The following is a 22,072-nucleotide window of genomic DNA, read 5'->3' as shown; positions in this document are numbered from 1 at the left end:
CAAACCTGCCTGGAAGAGTCCAAGAAAGGAAAGGAGTTTCAACGGAACGCAACCTTTTGCAATGTGGACAGCTTATAGTGTAACATCTCCTCTTAGGTTCTAGGGATGTGTCGATGCATCCAACTTTGGGATTGCCGTATCCGCCCTCATCCCCCATCCCCTTTTCCTGCTTGGGGAAAGGAGCTGGATTGAAGCCCGTCTTCCAGCCTGGAGAGAAGGATGTAGGATAAGGGCTGCATTAGTGGAATGCACGCTGTGTCGAGAGTAGATGAACCGGTAATGAGGTTCGCTTGAACTTACTTCGATGCTCTTACCCTAAATTTCGTTTAATTTATCGATTTCTCCTGTTTTCTACTTGTTTTCTACAGTAATTTCCCTTATTCTAGATTCGTAAATTCTTAGACTTGCAGTTTCAGTATTTGTGCTGACAAGAAGGGTTTTGAGTGGGCAGATCGAGGCTTTTTTACTAACTGTGTTGATGGCGCGGGCAGTTTGTCTTCTAGCAAGATGGTTGCCCGATCGCTTGTGTTGAAGTCTGTCTCTCCCACTAATTAACCCGGCGATGCTTGATCGAGCAGTCTGTATTAGCCCTTAGTTCCCCAGTTGCCCCTGTGTGTGGGAGCAAAGGAGCTAGCTTGGAAGTGCCGTCATCCCTATCCCTGTTGATAGAGGGTTGAGGATGGTCAACGGTGGTCACAATCGTTGACCGGATAATCTCTCCAATCAGCAAACAATTTCTAGCTATCACAAGGAAAAGCAAAGCATGTTGCACGAATCTGTGGTTGAGGAAAGTGCTTTGGCGATCGCCCAGAAGCGGCAAACTCATATTGCCCCTCCCTTTGGACAAAGCTTACACGTTGATTTGTATGGTGTTAGTAAGGCAATCTGTGATGATTTATCGTTTTGCTATCAACTGCTAGAAGATCTGACCAATCTTCTGAATATGCACAAACAGGCTCCTCCTTTTATCTTTCGATCGCCCGATGATCAGTTTCCTGATAAAGCAGGGTTGTCTGGCTGGGTACCGCTGATTGAGTCGGGTATGTCAATCCACACACTGACGTTACGACGCTTTGTCAGCTTGGATATCTACACCTGCGGCGATCTGAATATTGAAGAAACGATCGCGTTTCTGTATGAGCGCCTGCAAGCAGAATCTCATGAACAGCACTATTTAGTCAGAGGAGTCATGTATCATGCTGCAAGCTGAGCAACAGATTTATGATACATTGTGGCAACCTCAAGAATACTTACGACAGTATTATGCCACTCCGTCTGTTGCCGATGACGAGCAAGCGAACTTTGAATTTGCGCTGAACCATCTGCGGCATGACGGGCGATTTTTTTCACGGGCGATCGAGGTTGGCTGCGGACCCACGCTGCATCACGCTTGTAGTTTTGTGACCTATGTTGAAGAGCTACACTTAGCTGATTACCTACCAGAGAATCTTCAAGAGATTAGCAAATGGCTTAGGCAAGACCCCAGCGCTCATAATTGGGAGATTTACCTGCGAGGAATACTTGCACTAGAAACTGAAACCATTTCAACAACCGATCTACAGCGACGCCAACAGCAACTGCGCCAAAAAATTACTCAGCTTAAATCCATTGATCTACGGCACCCATGTCCTCTAGGAGACGACGCTGTGTACGATTTGGTATTTTCCTATTACTGTGCAGAAGCAATTTCTTCCTCGAAAACCGACTGGCAGACGTTCATGAATCATCTGTTGCGTCTTGTGGCTCCAGGTGGAACGCTGTACTTAACGGCGATGCGACAGTGCCGTTCGTATGCTGTAATGGATAAAGACTTTCCTACAGCCTACATCGATGAATTAGATTTGGCGGCTGTGTTGCAAGCTAATGGATTTGATGCTACCAAAACAGAGATTCAAGTGGCTCGGAGCGGGGCCTGGACAGAGCAAGGATTTAGCAGTATCTGTATGGTTAAAGCAGAGCGGTAGAACTCGTTTCAGAATCAAGCGCGACTCCAACGCTATCTGTCTCAGACAGATTCAGCCGCCTCAGCAGCTTGTTCACCTTATTAATCAACTCAACAGTTGCAAACCCCTTGGTGAGATAGTCTGTTGCCCCCAAGCGCTTGGCTTCGTTAAACCACTCCTCGGATAGGCGAGATGAAATTACCAAAATGGGAACGGTGATTCCGGTTTGACGGCAGCGATCGATCAGGGTGAATCCATCCATATTTGGCATTTCAATGTCGGTGAGAATCAAGTTGGGATGTGGATGTTCTTGTAACCAATTCCAAGCTTCTTGTCCATCTGCGCAGGTTTGAATGACGAAGCCATTGGCACTTAAGCTAGACTCAAGCCGTCGCCGCATTAGGGCCGCATCATCAACAATCAGAATTGTTTGTACGGACTGAGCCGTTGCCTCGTTGTCCAAGTCAACTGGGTCAATCGTCGCTGATTCGGCTTGTTGGAAGGAGCGCTGCTGCCACCACTCTACTAACGATTGAGGGTCTAATACTGGAACGAGAGAACCATTGACCTGTAAGCTAACACCTAATAAGCCTTTGGCTGCCAGCAATGGGGATGGCAGGGGATTAATCACTAATTCAGTCTGTTCTAGGAGTTCGTCTGCAAGTAGCCAAATTCCTCCTGAAGAGGCAGGATCGGGGTGAGGTCGAACAGAAGGCTGAATCAGTAAACAAATGGCTGTATCTGCCAACGATCGATTTCCCAGGTTTGGTTGCCAGTACTCTACCAGATCTAGTATCGGGTTCACCGGTGTTTCATCTTTAGCAATTTCTTGATTCTCGATTGCATGCAAGTCTTGATTCGGATTTTTAGTCCAGTACTCAGTTCGGACTGCATTCAAGCTTCCTAGCAGTGTAATCGTTCTAATCTCATCATTGGGAATAGCAAAAGTATAGTCCCCCGTTCGCAGCAATAGACAAGGCACTAATAACCGTGGGGCTGGAAATCGAATCTGAAATGTAGTGCCTGTTCCCAAAACTGTCTGTAAGCTAAGCTGTCCACCCAGCCGAGCGATTTGCGCCATTACCACATCCATGCCGACGCCCCGCCCAGAAAGTTCAGTTGCCTTTGTTTCAGAGCTAAACCCAGGCTGACAAATCACCCGCAGCAGATCGTCGAATGTGGCTGTCTGAGTGAACGGAAAGTTCAATGCCTCTGCTCGCGATTGAATTTTTTCGGCATCAATTCCTCGCCCATCATCTTTGAATTCTAACGAGAAGAGATTACCATTGCGCCGCAGCGATAACACAATTGTGCCCTGTTCTGGCTTCCCCTGACTCTGGCGATCGGCGGGTGGTTCCAAACCATGATCGTAGGCATTGCGAATCAGATGCAGCAAAACTGGCTCTAGTCCACGGGCCGTACTGGCATCTAGTTCTGTGTGTTCTCCCAAAACCAATAGACGGGCAGGCTTACTGTAGCGAGTGACAAGGTCGCGCAAGATGGCTTTGGCTCGAATACCCAAACTCTGAAACGACACTAGACGGCTATCTTCGATCGTAGTTTGTAATTTGAGAACGGTGTCATCAACGGTACGTAGTCTGTCGGTAACTTGCTCAGTCATTTTACCGGCTTCCGCTCCAATTTCGGAAAGGCGGAGGTTTGTTTCAAGCAGGCGATTGATCAGGGTATAGCCCTGGCGATATCGTTCTGGGTTTAAGCCCTGCGGAGTTTGCTTACTCTGCAAATCTAACAAAGCATAATCATCCTGAATTTGACGTAACTGTGTGATTGACTGAATCCCTTCCTGGGCCAGAGCTACCAGTTGAGCAATTTGGCTTTGCAGCGTTTGATACAATCCGTGCGTCGATCGCAGAGTTAACAGCGTTTCCACAAGATATTGTGCCGATCGATCAAGCTTTTCCAGAGACACAGGAATTTGTACGCTGGCAGTATCTGGCAGGATTTCTAGCTGAGAAACCGATGGAGCAGCAGGAGAGGAGTCTGGCGCGAGCGAAGTTTGAAGCGAATCTTCAGACGATACAGGCTCAGCCTCAGCTACTGGAAGTTCAGGTTGTTCGACGGCAGTCAAATCAACAGCAGCAAAATCAAGATCAGATGGATGATTGTTTGCGACTCCATCGGCAACGGTTGTCCCATTCTGTAAAAATTCACTGTCTAAGAACTCACTGAAATCGATTGAATCGAGGGCAATTACATCTGAATCCTCACGTTGATCTGCGGTTAAGCTTTGATATGCCGCTTCCTCCGGGGAAATAGCGTTAGGGGTCGTTTCAATCGTAACGCTACTATCTGAGCAGGCGGTAGCCCGATCGGGAGTTGTCGTTGAATTGAGTATCGAATTCACATCCATAGACGCGATTGGCACAGTCCATTTCAACATCACTGGACTGCCACTCTGCGTCGCACACGTCTTGAGCGCCTGAAACAATAAAAACCACTGAGATTGCCAGACATCAACCCTAGGACAGTTTAGCAATTCCTCCGCTTGATGCAGCAAAGCCGTCCAACCCGTTGCTAGTTGCAGTTCAGCACCAATTTGATGCAGCTTGGTTAACGTTTGTCGAGCCGTCTCGATTGTTGCAGTCGGTACCCATTCGGCAGCAGGCAGGCGTTCTAAATCAATTTGTAGCTCTAGCACCACCATATCTAGCCCGTGTTCAGCAAAATCTTGATGCAGTTGCCGCTGTGGGTTCCACTGCAACAGATATCGTGCTCGGATGTCACTGTGCAGCGTTTGCACCCGTTGCAAGATGGGGGCAATCTCTGTGGTGTTTTGCACAAGCACCCCTGTGAGTAATTCTCCTGCCTCCAGCAAAGCCTGCTGTAAGAGGTTTTCTGTCTCCAGGGGAGGCGATTCAAGATAGCGTAGCTCTGACAGCAGATCTTCGAGGGCGGTAGCTACCTGTAACACCGCCTCGGCTGCTACGGTAACGGCTCCTCCTTTAATCGTATGGATGCAACGATAGAGTTCCTGAATATCTGTCTTCCAAGCGTCAGGCTTTAGGCCCTGTGCTAGTTGGCTATATTTTTCCAAATAGGTTTGGGTATCTACAGTAAATAAGCTGCGAAGCTCTTCTTGTAACTGAACTTCAGCGATCGTATCTGCATCCAAAGACGAAGGATTAACTTCTCGAATCGACATAATCAGTCACCAATCTCATTAACGATCAGAGGGTTTAGAGCTAGCCGCTGCTTCCACCAGTTGTAGTTGATGAGCCTGACGCTGTACGGGCTGAAGTTGGAAGAATTTAACTTGATGTTGCAAGGCATGCATCTGTTGTTCGATTTGCTGCGTTTGCGCTTGAGACAAATCGGTATGATGCAGTGTCTCGTCAGCGATCGCGATCATTTGTTGAATAGAGGCGATCGTGGTTTCAGCAGCAGCAGAGATAGCTTGGTGAGACTGAAGACACTGTTGTTTCATGTGCGCCATACAATCACTGATCAACTCTGCGTGATCCAATAATTGCTGCGATCGCTCCACACCTGTGTCGAATTGGTCAATCTGCTGACTCATGGCTTGAATGTCGTAATCTAAACCGGATACAACCGTTTGAATTTGCTCCGTCCGCTGTTTCAATGTCCCCAAACTTTGATTAGTTTGAGAAGCTAATTGATTAATCTGAGTGGCGATTGTTTCAAACTCGCGAGTGATGACGGCAAACTGTTCGGGATCTTGTTGACCGGCAGCACGGCTTGCCAACATAGAGGCATTGGCTGCTAAAACGCGCGTCATTGCTGCAATTCGCTTTTGCTCTTTAGCGAACTGAGTTGTTAACTCCACGTAATTACTCAGGGTTTGCGATCGTTTGATCAGTTGACTGGTACCCTGTTGCAGCAGATCGATGCTTTGCATCATGGCTTCAATAGCTGGCTGTCCGGCGCGAATGGCGGCACGTGTGGTTTCAATGGTTTCTGTTGCCGCCATAACCTCAAGGGTTGTCTCTTGAGCCGTTGAACGGATCTGATCTATTGCCGTTTGTATGCGATCGGTTTCCTGTTGTTGAACTCGAGTCGAATCAGTTACGAGAGCAAGATGTTGCTTAATCGGTTGAATCGCTTGAGTAACATCATTAGTCACATTCAATATATAACTCATTGTTTGTCCCAATCGACGAATTAAGCGATTTAAAGTATCCGCAACTAGTCCCATTTTTTGAGACCTGACCTGCGCTGCAACGAGCAAATCTCCCTGCTCTACCGAGTCCACTACATTGAACAAATGTTCAACTTCCGCTTCCAATGTTTTTTGTTCCAGTTCTACAATCGCTACCTGTTTAAGTTGCGCTTCGAGTCTCTGAATCTGAGTTGCATCTTGCTGAAGTTGTGTTTCATTGGCTTTGACTCGCTCTAGCAATTGAAAGAATGTTTCAGAAATTTGAGCGATTTCATCTTGTGCGGCTACCACAGATTCCTGTTCCAACTTTAATCGATCGCATTCGTCTAACAAAGGACGTAATCGTCGCTTGAACGATTGCAGCGCTAAAACCAAAATTAGCAGCAATAATCCTGTTACGGTAGCCATACCGCCGATACCAATCCACGCAAGTTGATTAAAGACCGCTTCGTAGGGCACAAAAGCTACCATTAGCCACTGATTTTGTGGCCGCGCATATGCCCAATAGCCCTTTTCGCCCTCAATCAACCCCGACTGTCCTTCGGCCATTTGTAACCACACGGCATCTAGCCCAGCTATCGATCGATAGTCTTCTCCATGACCAACTGGCGTTTCCGGAGCCGACACCACCTGTCCCTCTGGAGTGAGCAGCGCAAAATATCCGCGATCGTTTAAAGCTGAACCTGCCAATGCCTCTTGCAGAAATGCACCATCAACATCGACAAACACGGTGCCCAACCACTTGCCACGATCGTTAAAGATGGGAGAGTAATAGCTTGTTTGCAATCCATTTGCCGAGTGATAGGGCAGCGTCCAGAGATCAATTTGGGGCAAAAAGAAGTCTCGATAGCGATCGGAGTCAGGATAAAAGTTACCTGGCTGTGTTCCGTCTACATAGCGAATTGACTCGTTTGGTGCAGGCAGGGGTTGCCCTGCCGCGTTGGGATCATTGGAATTTAAGAAGAAATATGAGAAAAGCCAGCGTTGTTCTGGCAACAAACCGTTTTGGCTTTGCCCAAACCCCAAACCCGCCACCGCTTTCGGACGACTTTTAAACAATTCCAACGTCAGCTTTTGATACGTATCTGAATTTTTAGCGTTCTGTGAGTGCAGCGTTAGAAGACTGCTGCGAAAGGCCGTGGCTAGCGTATCTGCCTGCATCAAGGTCGAATCGAGCAAATGAACTTTACTGGATAGAATTGTCTGGATTTCTTCCTCTGCTTGGTATTTGACGACTTCACCACACAGAAAAGCAATGCCTGCAATACCCAGTAAGGCACTCCCTATTACCGGGAAAAACACTCTAAAACCCAAAAAACGAAAGCGCCATCGCGGTTGCGATCGTTGTCTACTCTGCAAGGGGCGTTGATTGCGATCGAACAGATAGGATTGACTAGATTGTGACTCTTGGGGAGTAGAGGTCATAGATAGAAAGGAAGAATGATTTCAGTAGAGTTAGGATGAAAAGCTGAACTATAAAAGTATAGTTTTAGACATAAATTTTCAAGTATTGAGGCATAACCCAACGCTGCAATAGACGGCACAACGAATGTTTCAAGAAGAGGCTGGCGAAAGAGGAAATTCAACTGTGGAAGCTTGGGGTTGAATCTCTTGTGATTGTTTGCTTCGTGAGGTTCCTTCTTGAATAGGTTCAAGTGGATGAGTTTCTTCGATATCAATGAATTGATCAGTTAAATCCAAATCTCTGTGAAGTGATTCGCGGGGCAATTGATCGCCTAAGCGTTGATGGGGCTGTGCAAGAGAAATTTGAATTGATATAGGTGACGTTGTTGAACTGAGGGGTTGATTCGGTAACTGAAAGAACTGCACACTTTGAAGTAGTTGATTCGACAGAGCGTTGATCTGATCCGATTGTTGCTGTGAGACTTGCGTCAATTCAGCGGTTTGGGCAGATAAGGCTGCAATATCTCGCATCACGGTAGCGGTGGTTTGGGCGGCGATCGCAATTCTGGCGTTGAACTGGGCCACCGCCTCTCCGGCTTGTACCGCCTCATTAGTGACTGCCTTCACATCTCGGAAAACTTGATGGGATTGATCCACGCCTTGAGTAAAGCCGCGCACGAGTTCACCCAAATTTTGCACATCCACATCGATTGCAGAAACAACACTGTGAATTTGGTTACTTCGTTGTTCAAGTGTCACCAATCCTTCATTGGTTTGTTGAGCTAACTTGCTGACTTGTTCGGCGATTGAATCAAACTCGCGAGCCACAACAATAAACTGCCTAGGATCACGTTGTTCAGAAGCTCTGGCAGCAACTAAGGAGGCATTTAAGGCCAGCGTTTGAGTCACAAATGCAATCTGACTTTGGTCTTGAACAAATTGATCAGCCAATCCCACGAACTCACCCAGCGTTTTCATTTGCTGCATAATTCGATCGGTTCCAGATTGCAAAACATCAATTCCCTCAGTCATTGCTGAGATAGCAGATTGTCCTCGTTCTACAGTTGTCGAAACGGCTCGCAGCGATTCGCTAGTTGCCGTCACTTTCTCGATCGAATCATTCGCTGTTTGTTCAATTTGTTCTGTCAAATGCAAAACTTCACGAATCGACTCGGCCTGTTGTTTTGCATAGGTTGCAACTGTTTCAGCTAAGTTCTTCTGTTGATTAGCTCCAGTGGACACTTGATGGGCTGCTTCTAAAACTTGGTGCAATACTGCAATCAATCGCTCAATCAGATGGTTAAACACATCAGACACCAGACCTGTAATTCGATCGCTGACCTCTGCTTGCACTCTCAAATCACCATTGCCCACCGATGACACAATCTCCAGCAAATGCCCTACCTCGCGTTGCAGGGTTTCACTTTCTAGGGCCAGGGCTACCAAATTAGCGATGGAATAGATAAACGTTTGCTCTTCAGGCTGCCACTGCCGCTGATCGCATACCTGTTCACAGCAGACAACGCCGACCCGGCGTCCTGAACTTTGAATTGGAAAATGCAGAATAGAAACAATATTATGGCGTTGCAGATAGTCTACTAAGTCGATCGCCCGAGGATCAGTCTGTGCTTCAGTGGATTCCAATATACCATCGGTAATCAGAGCTTCAAAATACCGAGGTGCGGTTTTCAACGATCGGCTGAATCCTTCAAAGTGCTGATTTACACTGCGTTCATACAAATCCATGCAATCAAGCTGAGAAAGATTGGAATTATAGAGCCAAATGCTCACCCGTTCTATCTCTAAGGTTTCGGCTAACACTTCTGTAAACCGATAGGATACCTGCTTGAGATCGCCCTGAACTAACGATTCATCCCGAGATAAATCTGCCACAATTTGATTTTGCTGCTGTAGCCGCGTAGCGTTCTCTTGTAAGGACGTTTGATAGGTTTGAAGTTGGTCTAGTACCGAATTAAACGTCGTTGCCAGATTGGATAGCTCATCGTTTCCTGCTAAAGTAACTCGTTCATTCGAGATGCCACGACTGCCAATTCGAGTCACACCACTACTGAGATAACTTAAGCGAGACAATACGTTTCTTTCTAGGAAGAACAGAATGACAACACTAAAGACCGAGCCTGTCACCAAAATCGCTAGAATTAGATAATTTGAGCTAGCTTGTCCTTGGGCATAAATATCTCTGGGTTCAACCACCCGCAACAGAAATGCTGGGTTTCCGGAAATATCTTTAATTAGAGCATACCCTGCTACCGATTGTTGATCTAATGCTTGCACCACGATCGCATCGTCTGAATTGCCGGTTAATGCTTGCCGAGCTTGTTGAAAGTCTGATGGTAATTGGGTTGAGTCAAATCGTTCAATGGCAAGATTTGGTAATTTGGTGCGTCTACCCAGTTCTTGTAACAATTCATCATTGAGATAGCGCCCCATGATTACACTACCGCGAATGGGTCCTTCTCCTTCGGAGGTAACGATCGGACGAGAACCAATCAGCATGGGGCCTTCAGGTAATTGAACAATTCCAGCAGTTGAACTTTGAGGATCAGCGTGTTTTACCAACGCCCCTGCTGGGTTCAGTTGATTGAGCAGCGCTTGAGACACAGAAGCTTCTTTGCCCGCAGCCAGATCAGCCCCCAACGAGAAAGCAACCTTGTTGGAGTCATCTACGTACAGGATGGCATTCATCTGTAAGGCATCGATGTAGTTCGTGAAGGTGCTGTCAATATATTCTTGATTTCTATCTTCAATGAATCGATAGGTTTCATCCCATTTTGCATAGTCAAGCGCAAACCGAGAAACGTTATCCACCTCTTGTGACAGGGCATCTAAAACCCGTTGAACGTCTTGATCAGTCTGCTGTTGTTCTAGTTGAGCATAACCGCTGGTTAAGAGAGTTCTGGAAATCACATAAAAACTTCCAGATAACCCAATGAGTCCCAGGCTCAATACAAATAACACCTTACTTCTAAGTTTCATGAGGACATACTTGGTTATCTAAACTACCGTAATGATGTAATGACAAGAACTGCACCGCGATCGCATATGGTTAACGAGGCTGCCAAATACTTGCAGGAATGTCTTCTAGTTGAAATACTCGAAGAGAGGGAGGTTCAATTGCAGGAACTGATGCAGGAACACTGGACATCCGTTCAATGACGCGATCGACAACGATACCAATACCGGCAAGTTTACCAACAGATTGATTCAGCCGAACGGCGGTTACTGTGTGTTTTGTCCTCAAGCGTCGAGCGACTGTAGCGATGTCTGTAAAGGGTGTCAATGGTGCAACAACGAGGGGAACTACCTCGCCCCGATAATGAAGCACTCCAAGCAGCATCGGTCCATAGAAAGGTAATGAAAGAATCTGCGACTGCTCGATCAGAATTAGGTCAGCCACCCAGTTTAAAGGAAAGGCGAATTGCTGGTGTTCAATTTGAGTGATTAAGTAGCGATATTGTAGAGAAAATGAAAGAGAATTGAGTTTAGCAATCAATTCACCCTCTAATTCATTGTCTAACTCAATGTCTAGTTCCGCAGTTGCTTCCGTGACGGGTGTGGTTATTGATTGAGCATCTGATTCAATGAGCTTGTCACTATCAGATTGATTGGCTGATGAATTGCAAGGGACTCCTTCAAGGTTTCTTACATCCTCAAACTCTTCGATTCCAAGCAGGGAATTAACGGCGTTCATAGTCACTTCAGATTCTGCGTAAAGCTTGCTCAAGTCGTTCACGGGTAATGGGCTTGGTTAAATAATCATTAACTCCAATTTGTTTCAGTCCATAGCTCACTTCTAGTGCTGTTCTCTTACTTGAGTAGAAGATCACATGTTGATTCGAGGTGCGTTGGTTCAAGCGTAACTCTCGCAAAAACTTATAGCCGTCCTTCTCTGGCATCACAATGTCTAGAAACATTGAGGCATACTCACCCATTTCTAGCTTCTCAAGGACGCCAGTTGTGCTGTCATGCACATCAACTTGGTGCCCCAACTCTTCCAACATTGATGCTAAAAATTGTCGATCGACTGCACTATCATCCACCACTAAAAAACGCACAATGGTCTCTCCTAAACTGAACTGTCTCTAAGCTGATAATGATTTTCGCTTTGGTAGGCCGGACGTGTGAAGCCAGAGGCAGGCAAAGGAACCATTTCCTCTAGTAATAACCGAAGTTCCATCTGAAACTGAGACACTTCGCTTGCGGCTAAGGGCTTAGATAAAAAGCGACATCCACTCCAGCGGGCACGCCAATTGTTGGTCAATGTTTTCTCTGCCGTTAATATAATCAAGGGAATAGTTGTAAATTCAGGACAGCGACGAATTTGTTTGACCAAATCAAACCCACTGATACCGGGCATATTGATATCTAAAAAAACGATCGCCGGATGGATGTCTAGCATCTTTTCAATCACGGTTTCTGGATTGATTGAGGTGTTCACTTGGTATCCCCAGCGTGTCACCAAATTCTCAAACTGCTTCAGCAAGAGTGGCGAATCATCGACAACTAAAATTTCTGGTGTTGCACGAGAATGAACCGCCGGAGGGACCTTTGACGAATGGGTTGATGAAGTCAGTGTTAGCAACCCTTCGCTCATCAATTTGGCAAACACTTTGGCAATTTCTAATGAATCTTGAGCAAAGGCAATGGCAAGCTCATCCAAGCTTTTGCCCATCGAAGTCAAGGACTCTAGGCGTTGCTTTTGCTCTGGGGTCAAGTTTGAAGCTTGAACAGCACGTTGATTCAACACAGGAACACAACTCATTGAAGGAATTTGAGTTTGGAGCTTGTTCCACCAAACTTGTCGCTGCTTCGCTTCGATCAATAACTCTCGCAGGTTAAAGCCAGCGATCGGCACTTGATCGCCTAGGTGAAACGATGGAATAAATTGGGCTTGCCCTGGATAATCAAATAAATAGGTGTCGAAATCCGCTAGAATTTTCAACCGCATTGCTTCTGAAACTTCCTGCGGACTAATTAAGTTGAGGCGATAGCATTCCTCAAACAGTTCAGGTAAGCCAGTTGGTTTAGTGCTTTGTGAAGTAAGACTCAACTCCTGACGAACGGCCAAGAGTGAGTGAACCGCTTCGTTGCGAAACCGAGGAATATAGCGCTGAAGTACCTCAAGCAGGGTTTGCCAAGAAATCTGCTGTCCTGAACAGACAACTCGCCCTTTCAATAACCCCACATAGAACGGCTCTATGCGACGCTTGCGATCGAACCTGAGTAACTCACACCGCCAATATCCGGTCAGGGTTTCTTCTAAAACTTGATTGAGTTTTTGGGGCAATTCTTGTGCTTGAAAAGCAAAGCGATCGGTGACTGGTATATCCATACATCGGCAAAAATTTAGAGTGAAACCAGAAGACATTTAGCATCGAAGTTGAGAGCCGAAACAGTGAAGCTAACTACAATGCCGAGTAGGTGATCTATATAGTTGAAAACCCATAAATTGAAAACCCATAACAGGAAAAACGATGAGTACATCCCACGTTTATAGCCCTTCTCTAAGTTCTGCTCTCAGCTTGACAGTAGAAGCGGAGAATGAAGAGGGATTGAAAACTTGGAATGCACCCAAACCAATAAAAATGTAGATAAACAAAGACAAGGAAATAATAAGGTGGCAATAATGCCCACTCGGACAGGCTCATTACGCCCCGAGCAACCCATTGCATCACAGTCAAGTTGGATGCCGCTGAAAAACCAGATTTATCTTAGAAGCTAGATAAAATCTGAGAGAGGACAATTCGGAAGACTCACCCCTCGCTACTTGAACGTTCCACAGGTTACGCACCCCATCTTCATGAAACGACTTCAAGCAACTGACCGTTCACAACCAACCTTTAACCTTGGCGTACCGATCCAGCCCTGACTCGCACACTGACCCATCTGAACCTATACCTTAAACGTGGGGATGGCTTTAAAGCCATCGCATGGATAAACAGTTTACAAAAACTTCACTTAAATTGAGAACTTGCTTATTTAAGCAAAGAATTTGACACTTGTTTAGCAGATAGCATCAAGACCGTTTAACTCAAAATATCCTGGATGAGACGGTCAGTATCGATCATTCTATTACTTGTTACTTGGCTAATGGTGGGCTGTTACTCCCACCTGCTGACACATCTCCAATAGTAGACAGGTGGAACAACGAGGAAAGTTGCCGCGACAGATATGTTTGCCAAACGGAACCAGCAATTCGTTGAGTTCAACCCAATAGGTTTGGGGTAGTTTTTGTTCTAGGGCGGCAAGGGTTTTCTCCGGTGTGCGCGTTTGCACATATCCCCAGCGATTGGTAACACGATGCACATGAACATCAACACTGATGCGGGACTGCCCACAGCCAATTCCTAGCGCTAAATTAGCACACTTAGGCCCAACTCCGGTAAAGGAAACAAGCACATCATAATCGCAGGGTAGTTCTCCATGATATTGCTTCATAATACGATCGGCAATATCCCAAATTTGTTTAGATTTAGGTTCATGATAAGTGCACGGTTGAATCAACTGATCAATCTCATTAGGAGTAAGGTACACCATTGCCGCTGGCGTATTAGCCCGTTCAAACAATCGCCGAGACACAGGCAAACTGACTTCATCGTAGGTGCGAATAGAAATAACACAAGCAATCAGTTGTTCAAAAGGCGATCGATATCCCTGCTCGGCCAACTCAAACATAGCAGCTTTGGGATAGGGGGCAACCGCTTCTCGGAGTCGCTGCATTACACAATCAATATCGAACGGTTGGGAGGGCATGGCAGGTTAGGGCGAAGCAGAAATGGTGTCAGGCTTTTATTAAAAGCAGCTTAGCGCAATGAGCGATGCCAATTGTCCTCATCCTCGACTCTTGTCAAAAGTGAGGGCCTAGCTCAGGCGCTCAGGCGTTTGTTCAGCAACGCCGGCGCTCATAACACCCGCAATACGCTCGACACGGTGGCAATTCCCTCAAACGCGCTGATTTCTTCGAGGGCCTGACGAAAATTGCCTTCGCGGACATGATGCGTGATGACCACAATCTCAGCGCGATTGTCGCGCAATCCAATTTGCACGATCGATTCCAAACTGACATTGTGGTTGCCGAAGCAAGTACCCAACTTACCAATTACTCCAGGGCTATCTTGGGCCAACACCCGGACATAAAAGCGTGTCACCAACTCATCGATCGGTGTAATGGTGCAATAGTGTTGATGGGAACAAGCCAATAGCGGATCGAGCAGGGGTTGACCATTGGGTTGCACAGCGGCTCCTCGTTCGACTTTGAGGATGGCGGCAATGTTGAGAATATCTGAAACAACGGCACTGGCCGTTGGACCAGAACCGGCCCCCGGCCCAAAAAACATTACCTGGCCGATCGGGTCGCCTTCAATGAGCACCGCATTGTATACGCCATTAATGCTGGCTAGGGGATGGGTTTTGGGAAGCAACGTTGGATGGACTCGTACCTGGAGGCGATCGGGTTGATTGATTGTTTCATCAGCCTCCACATTTCGTTGGGCGGTCGCCAACAGCTTGATCACAAACCCAAGTTTGTCGGCATAGGCAATGTCGGCTGCCGTAATTTGACGGATACCTTCTCGATGTACTTCCGGTAACTTGATGCGACCCCCAAAGGCCAATGAAGCCAGGATGGCAATTTTGTCGGCCGCGTCAAAGCCATCGACATCCGCGGTGGGATCAGCTTCAGCATAGCCCAAGCGTTGAGCATCTGCCAGCACCGTATCAAAGTCACTGCCCTCGGTTTGCATCCGGGTCAAAATGTAATTAGTTGTGCCATTGACAATCCCTGTCACCGTGTATAAGCGATTGGCACACAGCGATTGTTTCAGCGGTTCAATGACAGGAATGCCTCCCGCTACGGCTGCCTCGATCAGCACATAGACTCCTGCATTCGTGGCGGCTGTAAAAATTTCGTCTCCGTAACGAGCAATCACAGCTTTGTTAGCGGTTACAACATGTTTGCCATGGGCAATGGCTTGCAAAATTAGCGATCGGGCTGGTTCTAGTCCTCCAATGACCTCTACCACAATATCAACGGCTGGATCAGTGACAATCGATTCGAGATCGGTGGTCAGCACATTGGAAGCGAGAGGAACAGTACGAGGTTTCTCAAGCGATCGCACCCCCACTCGATAGATTTCCAATTCTTGCAACAATGGATGCCGCTGGGCTGGATTTGCCAAAATCTCAGCAGTTCCAGTTCCAACGGTTCCGAGTCCCAATAAACCGACCTTAAACGCCACAGTATCCACTCACTATTTTGATAGAGTCCATCCCAATTGTAGGCGGGTGCGGACAATGCCGCGTTTCTGTCTGTGTTTTTGATGCTAAGAACTGGCGATCGGATAGGATGAAAGCTGGATGAAACCAAATCTTTATAGATGTTTCAATCTTTCCTAGGCTGGATTCAAGATATGGGCAGTTGGGGTAACCTACAATGGAATGCAGCATTCCGTCACCGACTGTACTATTTAGGATGAGGTTGGGTCCATTGTTGAGTTAAAAATCCCACAGAACTTAAATACTGGTTAAGATGTAATCCTACACAACACACTGATTACTATTACTTACGTATTTTCACCCTTCATCCCAATGGGGCATCTATGTTAAGAAGATTGGGTTGTTTTCTCCACCCACCTCTAGGAGTGAGTTGAGATGGATAGCGCCAAGCGGATATACGAGACACCGCCAACGATCGCTGCTCCCTCACCTGCTCGTTTGGTGAGTGATTTGTCCTCAGCCCCCCCCTCACGTGGCATGGCACAACCCGCTTGGGAAGACTTTCCTGCCGTCATCGAGGATGCCTCGCCTGACAGGATTCTGCACTACATTCGCACTGGACAAGTTTGGGTAGTGAGTCATCGTCGCCGCAACGGTTTGATTTTGTACAAGACGTTCCATGCTGAATTTGCCGGACCAGGAGCCGCGATCGGTGGCAGCTATGACCAAGACTGCCAGCAGGTGATTCCGGTGGGAAATCTGTCGCTGATTCGCCCTGCTTCTCATAAAGAGCAACAGGATGCCTATTTGATTCGTCGCCAATGGATCAAACTCACGCAGCAATTTACCGATCAGTCGTCCCCCCTAAAGCGTGCTCAGATGATCTTGAATCAGTTTGAAACCTACTTTGATCAGCAGACGATCGCTCGCATTCCTGATGAAGCCTTCGCTATGCTCGTAGGCGTGTTGCCCTATTCAATTCGGATGGCACGTCGTCCACCTGGAAAAATGCAAATCAAGGTCAAGTCTTGACCGTTAGACTTGACCATTAGGACAGATTGTCGAGTTGAATCTAATTAACACCCGAGCGACTGCCTGAAGCACTCTGTCAGCGATCGCTTCTTTTTAGCATTCCGAGTCTCAGTTTTTGATAAAATCAGGAACTTGGCAATAAGTCACTCGCTTGCGCGGATGGAGAAAGTTTATGGCTCGGATGTATTATGATGCGGACGCAAATTTAGATCTATTAAGTGGAAAGACGGTTGCTATTATCGGCTATGGTTCTCAAGGACATGCCCATGCGCTCAACCTGAGGGATAGCGGCGTCAATGTGGTTGTGGGATTGTATCCCGGAAGCAAGTCGGCTGCCAAAGCAGAAGCGGAAGGACTGGCTGTCAAATCCGTTGCTGATGCGTCTGCTGCCGCCGAGTTGATCATGATTTTGCTGCCAGATGAAGTGCAGAAGACGGTTTACAAAAACGAAATTGAGCCACATCTTCGTGAGGGCAAGGTGTTAGCCTTTGCACACGGATTTAATATTCACTTTGCACAAGTCGTGCCACCATCTGATGTCGATGTGGTTATGATAGCTCCAAAGGGTCCAGGACATTTAGTGCGGCGTACCTATACCCAAGGAGAAGGGGTTCCCTGTTTGTTTGCCGTGTATCAAGATGCGTCGGGACAAGCCCGCGATCGAGCCATGGCCTACGCTAAAGGTATTGGTGGCACTCGCGCTGGCATTTTGGAAACCACGTTTCGTGAAGAAACTGAAACCGATTTGTTTGGGGAACAAGTGGTGTTGTGCGGCGGCTTGTCAGCTTTGATTAAGGCCGGCTTTGAAACATTGGTGGAAGCTGGCTATCAGCCAGAGTTGGCGTATTTTGAATGCTTACATGAAGTGAAATTGATCGTGGATTTGATCGTGGAAGGCGGCTTGGCCAAAATGCGTGACAGCATTTCCAATACGGCTGAATACGGCGACTTGACCCGTGGACCTCGCATTGTTACGGATGCGACTCGTGCCGAAATGCGAAAGATCCTCAGTGAAATTCAAACCGGGCAATTTGCTCGCGAGTTTGTCCTAGAAAACATGTCGGGTAAAGCCGGGTTTACGGCAATGCGGCGACGCGAAGCTGAACATCCAATCGAAGAAGTTGGTAAGGATTTACGCGCGATGTTTAGCTGGTTGAAAAAGGTGTAGAGTGTGGGAAATCGGGAGTCGGGCGTCGGGAACGTGTCTGGGACGGTTTCTTTGGCTTTTCTGCTGTTGCCTATCCCTTTTATTTCTAATTCTTTAGACCGATGTATATCGTTGAGGCAATTGTCCATAGTGTGAGTTGAACCATTCAAACCGATCGTACCTTGTGCATGATCGAGAGGAGCACAGGCTGTGAAATTTGGGCAATTGCTGGGTCTGGTTGCCCTGCTGATATCGCTTTATATTCTCTGGCGAATTCGGCAAATTCTTTTGCTGGTTTTTCTGGCGGTTGTGTTCTCGACCGTACTGAATCCGATTGTGCGTCGGCTGCGGCAATCAGGTGCGAAGCGCAGCTTTGCAGCGGTGTTGTCTGTTCTCGGTTTTTTGGTGTTGCTGGCTCTATTCGGTTGGCTGATTGTGCCACCCTTCATCAATCAGTTTGAACTGTTGACCCAGCTAGTGCCGCTGGGGCTAGTTCAACTGCGATCGTGGTTGATTGTTATGCAAAACGAAGTCCCAGGTTCTCTGTGGGACAATCTTCCTCGGGTTGATGATGTCATTCGGCAAGCGCAACCGTTTGTACAATGGACATTCAATAATTTCTTCTCGCTTTTTTCCAATTTTCTAGGCATTCTTCTAAGCCTGCTACTGTTTATTATCCTGACTGTGATGCTGCTGGTGAATCCCCGTCCTTACCGTCAGGGGTTTATCTTGCTATTTCCAGCGTTTTACCGTCACCGAGTGGATGTGATTCTTTCGCGCTGCGAAGTCTCGTTAATTGGCTGGATTCGGGGGGTATTAATCAACATGGCTGCATTGTTTGTGTTGAGCGCGATCGGGCTATGGATACTACGAGTGCCGTTGGTATTAGCGAATGCCGCCCTCGCAGGGTTACTGGAGGCAATTCCCAATATCGGCCCGACTCTTAGCCTCATTCCTCCGATCGCGATTGCTCTACTCGATGCTCCTTGGAAAGCCGGAGCCGTTCTAGTGCTATATGTCGTTATTCAACAGCTTGAACAGTTTCTCCTAGTTCCCTATGTGATGGCAACACAGGTGGCGCTGCTACCAGCTGTCACCTTGATCTCTCAGGTTATTTTCGCTATCTTTTTTGGCTTTTTAGGACTCTTGTTGGCGATTCCCCTGACGATCGTTTGCCAAATTTGGATTCAGGAAGTGTTGATTAAAGACGTGCTTGATCAGTGGAAGACCCATGAATCTACGCCTTAGGTAGCAGCAATACCACTTAAGGTTATCATCCGCAAGTAGAGTTGATGATTTTTAACAAAGACGTTAGGATTGAGCTACAAACAAAATACCTACAACAAATCAATACCTACAGCCAGCTATGTAACTGCTGCTGGTCGTTGGAATTGGAGGACAAGGATATGGATACTCACCCGCAATTGTCACTAGAGCAAGAATTCAACCATCGCAGCTTTGCTGACCAAGTCCGGCGGATGTCGCGTGAGCAAGCCCAAGAAATTTTAATCAAGTTTCACGAAGACATGCTAGTTCGGGAAAACTTGTATCGCGATATGTTGAAAAATGCCTGGGGCATTGGACAAGAGGACTGGCTGACCGACTCTCTCTTTTCAGCGGGCTAAGTTCTACTTTAGATTAGGCAGAGCAAGTCAAGACGCTTGCTTTGCAGGTTATGAACAGTCTGGATTACTGTTTTATCGCATTGTGTCATCGCATATAGGATGCGCCATTGATATCTAGAGTGGCTCCTGTCATGTGGGGGGCTAATCCTGCGGAAAGGAACGCGATCGTATTGGCAACATCTTGGGGCGAGGCAGGACTGCCTAGTGGAATATCTTGGGTGATGGCTTCTGCACCCGACTCTTGCATCATCGCAGCAATGCGATCGGTATAAACAAACCCTGGAGCGATGGCGAATGCCAGAACCTTGTCTTTTGCGAAACCACGGGCAATGCTGCGCGTTAGTGCCACCACCCCTCCCTTAGAAGCGGCATAGTGCATAAAGTTGGGTGCATCCCCCCGAAAAGCAGCGCGACTTGCAATATTGATGATAGTGCCGCCCTGTCGGGTTTGAAAATGTCGAATAGCTAGGCGACATAGATCTGCAACGGCAATTAAGTTGACCTGCAAGGTCATTTGCCATACCCGTGACCACTCATCCTCACTCTCTTCAACGCTGACATAGGGCATAACAGCGGCATTATTGACAATTACATCAATTTTTCCCTGCCAATTAATCGCCGCCTGCCACAAGGATTCAGCCGCTTGAGGCTGGCTTAAATCCGCTTGAATCAAGCAGTGGCGATCGGACTCCATTTGCTCAGCAACGCTTTCAGCGTCCGTCTGTCCCTGTCCATAATGCAAAATTACTGACGCTCCAGCCTTCTCTATGGTTAAAGCCGTTACCGCACCAATGCCTCTGGAGGCTCCTGTTACTAGGATCGTTTTTCCGGTTAAGTCAATCATGGTGGATAGACATCGTTAAATCTAATTGCCCAAGCAAGTGGTTCATTCTCCTCTTCCGTTATTCAATAAAGCGCAGTACTCGTACCGTTGGTTGAGGATGTTGATGATACTGTGTAGCTCTTGCTTCAATGTCTTGAAGTTGTCCCAGTGCTAATCCGCAGGGCATACCATATTTTGCTTGCACCCGATCGCTTGCAATTTGCAAAGCGGTACGCGATCGATTCACAAACTCGTCTAGGCTATAGTCTTGGTTAAGTGTAAAGTAGTCTTTGATCACCAACGAAGGTGAGTAGCAAATTTCTTGAGAACCATCAGGCCATTGAATTTGAAAGCGAATTTCAGGCATACGCAAAAAATGCAAAACACTAAGAGTTGGCAGACAGAACAGATCGATAGTGGGCTAGATGCATCATAGCCGATGCGCTCCAAGTATATTGCTGACAGACAGCTTGACTATGTTGAACGAGTGCCTGCCTGACGGAAGGTTCAACCATGTCTAGCATGGCGCGAGCGATCGCAGACGGTGATTGGGGATCAACCAATTGAGCCTGTTCTGCACTCAGGAATTCAGTAAACGGCAGTTGATTAGCTGTAAGAACGGGTAAGCCAGCGGCAATTGCTTCTAGGAGCACCAACCCCCAGCCCTCTTTGAGCGAGGGAAACACAAAGGCATCAGCGGTACGATAGAGGGCCGGCAGATCGGCATCGGCAATTATCCCAGGTAGGATGAGTGACTGTCCGACGGCAATGTTACAGTCGGCGACTAGTGCAAAGAACCGATCGCGGTAGGCTTGATAGTCAAATAGCGTTGCTCCACCCGCAATCACAAGTTGGGCTTGAGGCCGGTGTTCCAGCACAGCCGCAAAGGCTTGCAAGAGCGTCAGCGAGTTTTTGCGAGGTTCAATGCCGCCAACGGTAAGATAAACGGGGTTGCCAGTTAAACCTAGTGCCTGCTTCAGCCCAATTTCTGTGCCATTGGGAATTGAAGAAAATCGATCGAGGTTTACCCCGTTGATGATGCGAGGAGCAAAAATTCCATAGCGTTGCTGCAATTCTTGTTGCCAGTAATGACTGACGCACAAACACCGATTGGGAAGCTGAATCGATCGCTCTTGACACGCTTGAAGATAAGGACTGTTGAATGCCTCAATGTGATGAACGGTACGCACAAAGTGAGGAAGCCGCCCTCGATCGCGTAATACCGCCAGAGCGTTGGCGCTGATACAATCTTGTGCATGATAGATATCATAGGGGGATATCTGCGAAAACTGTACATCGCAAGCATCAACAAATTCCTGAATCCGCTGATGAATCAACTGCTCTATATCGCCATCAACAGAATCAGACAAAATTAGATGATGTGGAACGGACAACAACCGATCGAACCCAAATCCATCCTTATCCAAAGCATACACACACACATCATGACCCAAGTGATATAATGCTTCTGCTAGCTCTAGTGTATGCACCACACTGCCCCTGGGTTTTGTTGAGTAGGTAAACAAGGCAATACGCAACGGTCGATCAAAGCCAGCCATGCTTTCTGAACGATCCGTAGAAACATAGGATCGACCTAGGATGGTTTGTGGGCAGAGTGACATAGCAACTGGGATTGAAATACCAAAAAGGCAGATCATCAATATAAACGTTTCGCATCAGAAAGCTACAGGATAGAGGAACGGGGCAAACGAGTTTTGATTTCAG

The 22,072-nt window shown here is 47.2% G+C and carries 17 protein-coding genes; 6 read left to right on the top strand and 11 right to left on the bottom strand.

The window, feature by feature from the left end:
* Positions 1-763 precede the first annotated feature (763 nt).
* A complete protein-coding gene (locus OXH18_RS07965) occupies positions 764-1,210 on the top strand; it encodes an S-adenosylmethionine decarboxylase family protein (RefSeq protein ID WP_268611977.1) in 447 nt (148 codons plus the stop codon).
* On the top strand, positions 1,197-1,964 hold the full coding sequence (gene gntF / locus OXH18_RS07960; RefSeq protein WP_268611976.1) for a guanitoxin biosynthesis pre-guanitoxin forming N-methyltransferase GntF: 768 nt from the start codon (positions 1,197-1,199) through the stop codon (positions 1,962-1,964). Before OXH18_RS07965 ends, gntF begins: the two co-directional genes overlap by 14 nt.
* On the opposite strand, the gene OXH18_RS07955 is transcribed toward gntF, so the two are convergent.
* The 8 genes from OXH18_RS07955 to OXH18_RS07920 form a co-directional block, all read right to left on the bottom strand.
* Positions 1,948-5,106 (bottom strand): response regulator, encoded by a 3,159-nt coding sequence (locus OXH18_RS07955; RefSeq protein ID WP_268611974.1) that lies wholly within the window; start codon positions 5,104-5,106, stop codon positions 1,948-1,950. The two genes, gntF and OXH18_RS07955, sit on opposite strands and share 17 nt — an antisense overlap.
* 18 nt (positions 5,107-5,124) lie before the next feature.
* On the bottom strand, positions 5,125-7,506 hold the full coding sequence (locus tag OXH18_RS07950) for a methyl-accepting chemotaxis protein (protein WP_268611973.1): 2,382 nt from the start codon (positions 7,504-7,506) through the stop codon (positions 5,125-5,127).
* 129 nt (positions 7,507-7,635) lie between these two features.
* The gene (locus OXH18_RS07945; RefSeq protein WP_268611972.1) at positions 7,636-10,482 is read right to left on the bottom strand and encodes a CHASE4 domain-containing protein; all 2,847 of its coding nucleotides are present in this window, start codon (positions 10,480-10,482) and stop codon (positions 7,636-7,638) included.
* A 70-nt stretch (positions 10,483-10,552) separates the two neighbouring features.
* Positions 10,553-11,197, bottom strand: coding sequence for a chemotaxis protein CheW (locus OXH18_RS07940; protein ID WP_268611971.1), 645 nt, complete (start codon positions 11,195-11,197; stop codon positions 10,553-10,555).
* A gap of 7 nt (positions 11,198-11,204) precedes the next feature.
* On the bottom strand, positions 11,205-11,561 hold the full coding sequence (locus OXH18_RS07935; protein ID WP_268611970.1) for a response regulator: 357 nt from the start codon (positions 11,559-11,561) through the stop codon (positions 11,205-11,207).
* An 11-nt stretch (positions 11,562-11,572) separates the two neighbouring features.
* Positions 11,573-12,838 carry a response regulator gene (locus OXH18_RS07930; protein WP_268611969.1) on the bottom strand — a complete coding sequence of 422 codons (1,266 nt, stop codon included), beginning with the start codon at positions 12,836-12,838 and terminating at the stop codon, positions 11,573-11,575.
* A gap of 755 nt (positions 12,839-13,593) precedes the next feature.
* Positions 13,594-14,259, bottom strand: a complete 666-nt coding sequence (locus OXH18_RS07925; RefSeq protein ID WP_268611967.1) for an endonuclease III domain-containing protein — start codon at positions 14,257-14,259, stop codon at positions 13,594-13,596.
* Positions 14,260-14,408: 149 nt separating this feature from the next.
* The gene (locus OXH18_RS07920; protein ID WP_268611966.1) at positions 14,409-15,743 is read right to left on the bottom strand and encodes a homoserine dehydrogenase; all 1,335 of its coding nucleotides are present in this window, start codon (positions 15,741-15,743) and stop codon (positions 14,409-14,411) included.
* A gap of 412 nt (positions 15,744-16,155) precedes the next feature.
* Here OXH18_RS07920 and OXH18_RS07915 point away from each other — a divergent pair, with 412 nt between their 5' ends.
* The 4 genes from OXH18_RS07915 (at position 16,156) to OXH18_RS07900 (ending at position 19,524) form a co-directional block, all read left to right on the top strand.
* On the top strand, positions 16,156-16,752 hold the full coding sequence (locus tag OXH18_RS07915) for a hypothetical protein (RefSeq protein ID WP_268611965.1): 597 nt from the start codon (positions 16,156-16,158) through the stop codon (positions 16,750-16,752).
* A gap of 172 nt (positions 16,753-16,924) precedes the next feature.
* On the top strand, positions 16,925-17,920 hold the full coding sequence (gene ilvC, locus OXH18_RS07910) for a ketol-acid reductoisomerase (protein ID WP_268611964.1): 996 nt from the start codon (positions 16,925-16,927) through the stop codon (positions 17,918-17,920).
* Positions 17,921-18,109: 189 nt separating this feature from the next.
* Entirely contained in the window at positions 18,110-19,147 is a 1,038-nt protein-coding gene (locus OXH18_RS07905; RefSeq protein WP_268611963.1) for an AI-2E family transporter, read from the top strand.
* A gap of 158 nt (positions 19,148-19,305) precedes the next feature.
* Entirely contained in the window at positions 19,306-19,524 is a 219-nt protein-coding gene (locus OXH18_RS07900; RefSeq protein ID WP_268611962.1) for an NblA/ycf18 family protein, read from the top strand.
* A gap of 85 nt (positions 19,525-19,609) precedes the next feature.
* Here OXH18_RS07900 and OXH18_RS07895 read toward each other — a convergent pair whose 3' ends face one another.
* The 3 genes from OXH18_RS07895 to OXH18_RS07885 are packed head-to-tail and all read right to left on the bottom strand — an operon-like array spanning position 19,610 to position 21,906.
* Positions 19,610-20,368, bottom strand: a complete 759-nt coding sequence (locus OXH18_RS07895) for an SDR family NAD(P)-dependent oxidoreductase (protein ID WP_268611961.1) — start codon at positions 20,366-20,368, stop codon at positions 19,610-19,612.
* 58 nt (positions 20,369-20,426) lie between these two features.
* Positions 20,427-20,714, bottom strand: coding sequence for an MSMEG_0570 family nitrogen starvation response protein (locus OXH18_RS07890; RefSeq protein WP_268611960.1), 288 nt, complete (start codon positions 20,712-20,714; stop codon positions 20,427-20,429).
* Between the two features lie 19 nt (positions 20,715-20,733).
* Positions 20,734-21,906, bottom strand: coding sequence for an MSMEG_0565 family glycosyltransferase (locus OXH18_RS07885; protein ID WP_268611959.1), 1,173 nt, complete (start codon positions 21,904-21,906; stop codon positions 20,734-20,736).
* Between the last annotated feature and the right edge of the window lie 166 nt (positions 21,907-22,072).

Source organism: Thermocoleostomius sinensis A174 (assembly GCF_026802175.1).
GTDB lineage: Bacteria > Cyanobacteriota > Cyanobacteriia > Elainellales > Elainellaceae > Thermocoleostomius > Thermocoleostomius sinensis.
The sequence above is the reverse complement of the archived record's forward strand: the minus strand, read 5'-3'. Positions and strand labels throughout refer to the sequence as shown.